The sequence below is a fragment of the Turicibacter sp. GALT-G1 genome, from assembly GCF_025594995.1.
GTDB lineage: Bacteria > Bacillota_I > Bacilli_A > MOL361 > Turicibacteraceae > Turicibacter > Turicibacter bilis.
In genome coordinates, this window is record NZ_JAMQUS010000057.1 from 1 (window position 1) to 6,704 (window position 6,704).

10 protein-coding genes are annotated in these 6,704 nt (G+C 35.2%); 7 read left to right on the plus strand and 3 right to left on the minus strand.

Features of this window, described 5'->3' with window-relative positions:
- Positions 1 to 49: 49 nt before the first annotated feature.
- From NEH74_RS10290 to NEH74_RS10300, 3 genes are all read right to left on the minus strand, one after another.
- The gene (locus tag NEH74_RS10290) at positions 50 to 1,411 is read right to left on the minus strand and encodes a recombinase family protein (protein WP_055305625.1); all 1,362 of its coding nucleotides are present in this window, start codon (positions 1,409 to 1,411) and stop codon (positions 50 to 52) included.
- A 14-nt stretch (positions 1,412 to 1,425) separates the two neighbouring features.
- Entirely contained in the window at positions 1,426 to 2,784 is a 1,359-nt protein-coding gene (locus NEH74_RS10295; protein ID WP_055305626.1) for a recombinase family protein, read from the minus strand.
- A gap of 63 nt (positions 2,785 to 2,847) precedes the next feature.
- Positions 2,848 to 3,459 (minus strand): helix-turn-helix domain-containing protein, encoded by a 612-nt coding sequence (locus NEH74_RS10300; protein WP_172676277.1) that lies wholly within the window; start codon positions 3,457 to 3,459, stop codon positions 2,848 to 2,850.
- Positions 3,460 to 3,817: 358 nt separating this feature from the next.
- On the opposite strand from NEH74_RS10300, the gene NEH74_RS10305 reads away from it, so the two are divergent.
- The 7 genes from NEH74_RS10305 to ssb form a co-directional block, all read left to right on the plus strand.
- Positions 3,818 to 4,060, plus strand: a complete 243-nt coding sequence (locus NEH74_RS10305) for a helix-turn-helix domain-containing protein (RefSeq protein WP_055242843.1) — start codon at positions 3,818 to 3,820, stop codon at positions 4,058 to 4,060.
- A 156-nt stretch (positions 4,061 to 4,216) separates the two neighbouring features.
- Positions 4,217 to 4,543, plus strand: coding sequence for a hypothetical protein (locus NEH74_RS10310; RefSeq protein ID WP_055242845.1), 327 nt, complete (start codon positions 4,217 to 4,219; stop codon positions 4,541 to 4,543).
- A 20-nt stretch (positions 4,544 to 4,563) separates the two neighbouring features.
- Positions 4,564 to 4,779 carry a hypothetical protein gene (locus NEH74_RS10315; RefSeq protein WP_055305628.1) on the plus strand — a complete coding sequence of 72 codons (216 nt, stop codon included), beginning with the start codon at positions 4,564 to 4,566 and terminating at the stop codon, positions 4,777 to 4,779.
- A gap of 154 nt (positions 4,780 to 4,933) precedes the next feature.
- A complete protein-coding gene (locus NEH74_RS10320) occupies positions 4,934 to 5,845 on the plus strand; it encodes a hypothetical protein (protein WP_147614369.1) in 912 nt (303 codons plus the stop codon).
- Complete coding sequence (locus tag NEH74_RS10325; protein WP_055242852.1) at positions 5,842 to 6,021, plus strand: hypothetical protein; 180 nt, start codon at positions 5,842 to 5,844, stop codon at positions 6,019 to 6,021. The genes NEH74_RS10320 and NEH74_RS10325 overlap by 4 nt, the downstream gene beginning before the upstream one ends.
- 28 nt (positions 6,022 to 6,049) lie before the next feature.
- Positions 6,050 to 6,421, plus strand: coding sequence for a hypothetical protein (locus tag NEH74_RS10330; RefSeq protein WP_262941342.1), 372 nt, complete (start codon positions 6,050 to 6,052; stop codon positions 6,419 to 6,421).
- Positions 6,418 to 6,704 (plus strand): single-stranded DNA-binding protein (gene ssb, locus NEH74_RS10335; protein WP_262941343.1); only part of this gene is annotated, 287 nt, incomplete at its 3' end. The genes NEH74_RS10330 and ssb, both read left to right, overlap by 4 nt.

Consider the following 6,704-nt stretch of genomic DNA (forward strand, 5'->3'; position numbering starts at 1 on the left):
GTATGTGATGCTAGTGTATGAAAACCGAAAAATAGTAAAAAAATAAAAGCTATTGATTCCAAGTAATTTGAAGCCCATCCTCAGTTACGACTATTTTATTTATAAATAAATCAACAATCGCGGTTTGCATTTCTAAGTCACATTCAAATAAGTTAGGGATCCCATTTTTAATCAATTGTTCAATCTGAGATTGTTCATATTCTGTTTCTTCTGCTTGTGCTAAGAGTGTTTCCTTCTGAGTGTTTAAATCGGCTAATTTAGCGTCCAGTGAAGTTTTAGATAATCTATCATCCATATACAAATCCAGTAGTTTATTTATTTTCCTATCAATACGTTTAATTTGTTTAATGTAATTCATTGGGCTATGACTTAAGTCAATTTCACCACTTGTTTCTAAATTTTTAATACGAGTAAAAATTTCTTTTTCAAATTCATCACGTCGAATCGTTCTATTAAAACATTTACTTTCATAATGGGAAGGTTTTTTTCTTCGATTACAGATTAGATAATGATAGGTAGCTTTCTCACCAGTTGCTAATTTATCTGTATGAGAGTATGAACGATATTCCTCACCGCATCGAGCACAAAAAACTTTTCCTGTAAAAACTTTATTTTTTACTTTTCCAAAATTTGAACCTCTATTTTCTTTGAAGGTCTGTTGTACTTGATTAAATAGATCTTCAGATATAATGGGTTCATGTGCGCCTTTATACCATTCACCTGCGAAAGAGACCTCACCAATATAAACTCGATTTTGTAGGAGGTGAACAAGTCGTTTAACTTTGATCCTAGTAAAACCTTCTTTTTCTAATTGATCTTGAACTTTAGTATAAGATTTTAATTTTATATAGTCTTCAAAGATTCGTACAATATGCTGACGTTCTTCTTCATTGACAACCAATTCTCCACGAGCTAGCCGAGTATAGCCATAGGGAGCTGTCGCTGAACCACCTGACCATAATCCTTCTTCTCGTACCATTTTGTGATGACAGCTTCTTAAACGTTCAAGAATGGTCTCACGTTCGAGTTGAGCGAATACAGATAAAACGCCAATGGCTGCACGTCCAAAAGCAGTAGTGGTATCGATTGTTTCAGATAGCGAAATAAATTCAACTTCATGAGGTAAAAATACTTCTTCAATTAAATAAAGGGTATCCCGTTGACTTCGACTTAGACGATCTAAGCGATAAACAATAACCATATTAATTTTTTTATTTTTAATATCTTTTTGTAATTGTTGTAGGGCAGGTCGATTTAAATTAGACCCGCTATAACCTGCATCAATATATTCCTGTGTATGAGTCCATCCTTTAGAGGTACAAAAAGCTTCTAGTCGTTCCCTTTGTAGCGGGATACTATAATTATCGATTTGTTGTTCGGTTGAAACTCTTGAATACAATGCCACTTTCATCTTTATCCCTCCGCTTATTGATTCCAAATCACTTGTAATCCATCCTCTTTCACAATGATTTTATCGACGAATAAATCAATAATGGCGGTTTGTGTATCTAAGTCACATTCGAATAAGTTAGGAATTCCTTTTTTAATAAAGTCCTCCATTAGAGATGTTTCGTATTCTGTTTCTTTTGATTGAGATAGTAATTTCTCTTTTTGAGAATTAAAATCTGCTAATTTAGCGTCAAGTGCATCTTTTGGAAGTCTATCATCCATGTATAAATCGAGTAACTTATTGATTTTCTCATTGATCGCCTCAATCTTTTTTGAGTAGTCAACAGGTGTACTCTTTTTAGTAAATTCAATTTCACCACTTGTTTCTAAGTTTTTAATGCGGTTGAAAATCTCATTTTCCAAGTCTGAACGTCTAATATTACGGTTAAAACATTTACTTTCATAGTAAGATGGCATCTTACGACGGGAACAAACCATATAGTAATAGGTTTCACCTGTTTTTTTATCCTTTGCAGAGTAAGAACGATAATTCTCACCACAGCATCCACAAATAACTTTTTTTCTGAAGACATTATTTTTTATCTTTCCGAAATTATAACCTTTGAAGTGCTCATTTACCTTTTGGGCTGCATTAAATAAATCAACTGATATAATAGGTTCATGTGACCCTTTGAACCATTCACCTGCAAATGAAACTTCACCAATGTAGAGTCTATTTTTAAGTAATGAAGTAATACGGGCATGTCGTAGAGGAGGAAAACCTTCTTGTTCTAATTTCTTTTGAACTTTAATATAGGATTTTAAGGTGACGTACTCTTCGAATATTCTCACGATATGTTTCCGTTCTTCTTCATTAACTATTAACTCTCCACGTTTAAGTCTAGTGTAACCATATGGACTAGCATCAGAACCACCAGCCCAAAGACCTTGGTCACGAACCATTTTGAGACGACCACTTCGTAGACGTTCAGTAATTGTCTCACGTTCCAGTTGGGCAAATACTGACATGACGCCAATCATCGCGCGACCAAATGGCGTACTCGTATCAATCGTTTCCGAAATCGAGATGAACTCTACATTGTTAGGTAAAAACATTTCTTCGATTAAATAAAGGGTATCACGCTGACTTCGGCTTAAACGATCCAGGCGATAAACAATAACGGCATTTATCTTTTTACTTTTAATATCTTTTTGTAACTGCTCAAGAGCCGGGCGATTTAAATTAGACCCGCTATACCCAGCATCCACATATTCTGTAATCTCATCCCAACCTTTAGACGTACAGAAAGCTTTAATACGTTCTTTTTGTAGCGGGATACTGTAATTTTCAATTTGTTGCTCGGTTGAAACTCTCGCGTACAATGCCACTTTCATCATGATTCCTCCTAAGACTTTTGAAGTCTTTTTTATTGATTCATAGATATCTCTAGCCGATTTCTATTCTAAAAATGGACTAATAGCATAACAGTACTTTCCAATTACATTCATGTCCTTAATATCATTTTCAACAAGTGTAATGAGTTCACCTTCTTCCATCACCGGTCGTAGTGTGACGATATCCTTATCTACAATGTATAATTTTCTAATCATCGCTTCATTTCCGTTAAGAGAGACAGCCACGATATCACCGCTATTAATTTTGGTCTTTTTATTGAAGATAGCAAAACAATAACCATTGATAAATGTTGGATGTGCCACCTGTATTCCAAAGAATTGTCCATAGTTATCAGGGTAGGGGTTTTTTATTTTAGCAATCTGATTGCCAAGAGTATCTCCATAAATTGCATCGTATATTAAAATTTCATCTATTTCACAAGGGATATATTCCTCTGCACCGAGTAAGACTAGGTGAGAAATATTTAACGCTTTTGAAAGTAGTTGTAGTTTGTCACGCTTGATGTTTATAATGTCACCCGATTCCCATTTACCGACTGTTGTACGGTCAGCATGACATAGATCCGCTAATTCCTGTTGAGTAAGTCCAAGTTCTAAACGTCGTGATTTAATAATATCTTTCATTTCTATTAATTTATTAGTCATCTTATCCATCATCCTTTATACGCTTGATTACAGTATCATCATATCGAAGTCAAAGGTTATCTGCAATGGTTCTACGTGAGTCTGTATCACTTTCTGGAAACATTCGACAAACAAAAACAGAAATCAACAAGGGAAAGGTGATTTAACACCACAATCCACATAAAATAGTTTTTATGTCGAAAACTAGAACAATATTCAAGAAAGATGTTTGTTTTTATAAAAAAATAAACAGTAATTCACAAATGTTAGCGATTACACGTTGTTAGGATGAAAATATTGTTATATTATAAGTGTGACCCAAGTCAACATTCAGGGGATGGAATAGATTGAGTTTTGGTTAGAAGAAAGATAATAGGGAGGGAATATCATGAACACTGCATTGTTTAAGGACTATGTCGAATTAAGGGGAATGAACTTTAGCCAATTTGCGAAGGCTTTAGGGGTGAAAAAAAGTTATATTTGTGCACGTATGAAGTATCCTGACAGATTATCAACAGAAGATATAAAGTCAATGGCACATCTCTTGGAGTTAAGACCGTATGAAATTACGAATGTGTTTTTCCCAGAAGAGGCTATTTTTAGTCTCTCTGACTTTTTTAATAAAGCTTAATTTTTTTTATCTGTTAGGTGATTTTATTCAATATTTAAATTTATCTTCAAGATATATAAGTGATTAAAAATCACATAACGATAATATTTTTTACTATTAAGGTGATTTTATTCATCTTTTTGGTGAAGTTACAAGAGATGTTAAGGGGGAATAGAAATGAAAGTTAATACACCGCTAGGCATCATTGAATTTCCTGATGCGCTAATGAATTATGGTTATGCATCGGTGGATACGAAAAAGCCTTTAAAGAAATTAAAGGTTCAGACATATGACGAGGGGAAAGAAATTTTATGGTATCGTAATGCAGCGAATCAGGCGATTACCGAGATTAGTTGTAGGAAAGATAAACCACAGGACTATGAATATACGTGTCCATGCGGGTATGAATTAAAATCGGGGTTTAATTTAGAAAGTATTAGATGTCATGAGTGTGGGGAACTCATGACGAAAAGCTATCTAGCGTCAGTTGCGAAAGTTGTTTAATCAAAAATGGGGGGATGAAGATGTTAGCGGGATTTTTATTTAAAGAATATGAAATGAATAAGGAGGGAGTTGTAACGGGATATCAAGTGATTTGGGGAGATGAACAAGTTGCAACCCTTGAATATCGAAGTCATACGTGGATTGGGGCCATTGTCAAAGATATCAATATTATTACTAAGCGTGATCAATCCGTGATGCGAGTCGCGGGTTGGATTATTCATGAATTAAAGGGATAGGATTTCTAATGATTCATCACGATAAGCAGATAGAAAAGGTGTTCGACAAAAAGAGAAGAAATTCTTCTCTTTAACGAACTTGTATAGGATATTAACAAGTCGACCATTTTTAGATTTTGTCGAATAAGTGGGAGTCGAAATGGGGGAAGTCGTGATGAAGAAAAAAGTATTTGATGATTATGATTATGAGAATTTTTATAATCAATCCTTTCATGAGCAAACAGGGGAATTATTAAATGATGGTGTGAAGTCATTAAGGGGAGTGGCTTATACCACAGCAACCATCAAAGCGGGAAATCAGTTAGAAGTAGAGATTTATCCCTCATTTAAAAAAGAGATTCCTGAGATGATGAGACGATTTAAACAAAAGAAAAGTCGTGAGAGTAGTGAGCAACAGAAGAATTTGAATGATCGAAATGCGAAGAAAAAGTTAATGCGGTTAGTTCATGAAAATTTTTATACGGGAGATTACTGGTGTACCCTAACGTTTAAAGAGGCACCACAAGATTTAGAAACGGCTGAAAGGTTAAGTAAGAATTTTTTTAGACGGATTAACCGATTCAGAAAGAAAAAAGGGTTAGAGAATGCGAAGTATGTGTATGTGATTGAGGAAGGAACAACGGGAACCGAGCGATTCCATTTACATCTAATTATGGATAATGGGTTAACCAAAGCAGAAGTGGAATCCAAGTGGAAACTAGGTTCATCCACCATTAGAACGCTTAATTACTACAAAGAAGAAAACTTCATTGGGGTTTGTAAGTACATGATGAAGGATGAAGAAACATATAAAAGAACGGCTTTCAGATTGAAGGGGAAACGTCGTTGGGGAAGTAGTAAGGGAAATCTTGTGTTACCCAAGCCGTCAAAGAATCGTACAAAAATGAGTAAGCGTAAAGTGATGGACATGGTGTTAAATCAAGATTCGATTGGCGAGAAATTAGAGCGAGACTATCCCATGTATCAATTTAAAGAAGTTGAAATTAGATACAACGATTGGAACGGATTGTTCTATATCTATGCTCGGATGCAAGATAAACGAAAACGAATGAGGGTGAGAAGATGAAACAGTTAGAAGTGATTTATCCATTTGATATTGAAGTGTTGGCAGAAACAAAACGTATTTTAAGACTTTTGATTCATAATGAATTGGTTGCCATTGAGCAGAGAAATCGAGCCGAATTTTGTGCGAAGCATTGTGATCAATTAGAACAACGACTTTATCATTTGTTAAATAACTGATGATTTGAAGCGGGAAAGGAGAATCGCTGTGACGTTACAAGAGTATTTGAAGCAGCATCAGATGAAGTTATCGACCTTTGCTAAAAAGTATGATCTGGATTATCACGGGCTTTTTCGAGTGAAACAGGGGGCAGTCACACGAGATGAAGCGATCAAGCGTGTCTTTGAACAGTTAAATATTATCAATGATAGGAAGCAGAAAGTGGGTGAACCGAATACCTCTTTTCTATCTCAGGAATGCGTGTGTATTCATTGTGAGCCTTCGGGTGACATCTATTGTTATTACCGTCATCACTTACAAGAGATAGAAGAATATTTATTACAACAGGACATTCCCTATTATGTTAGACAAGCAAAAGGCTACTGGCTAGTGAAGTATGATAAGGAGGCAGATCTATGATTAATAACATTGTTTTAGTGGGGCGGACCACAAAAACGATCGAATTAAAGCAAAACAAAAATGGCACAAACTATGTGCAATTTACCTTAGCAGTGAATCGCCCCTATAAAGGTGAACAAGGTGGGCAACAGGCGGATTTTATTACTTGTGTCGCATGGAATAAAACAGCGGAAACCATTGCTAACTATGTTTTAAAAGGAATGATGATTGGGATTGAGGGGCGATTACAAGTCAGAAATTATGAGAATGAAGCGGGAGTCCGCCAGTATCTATCAGAGGTTTT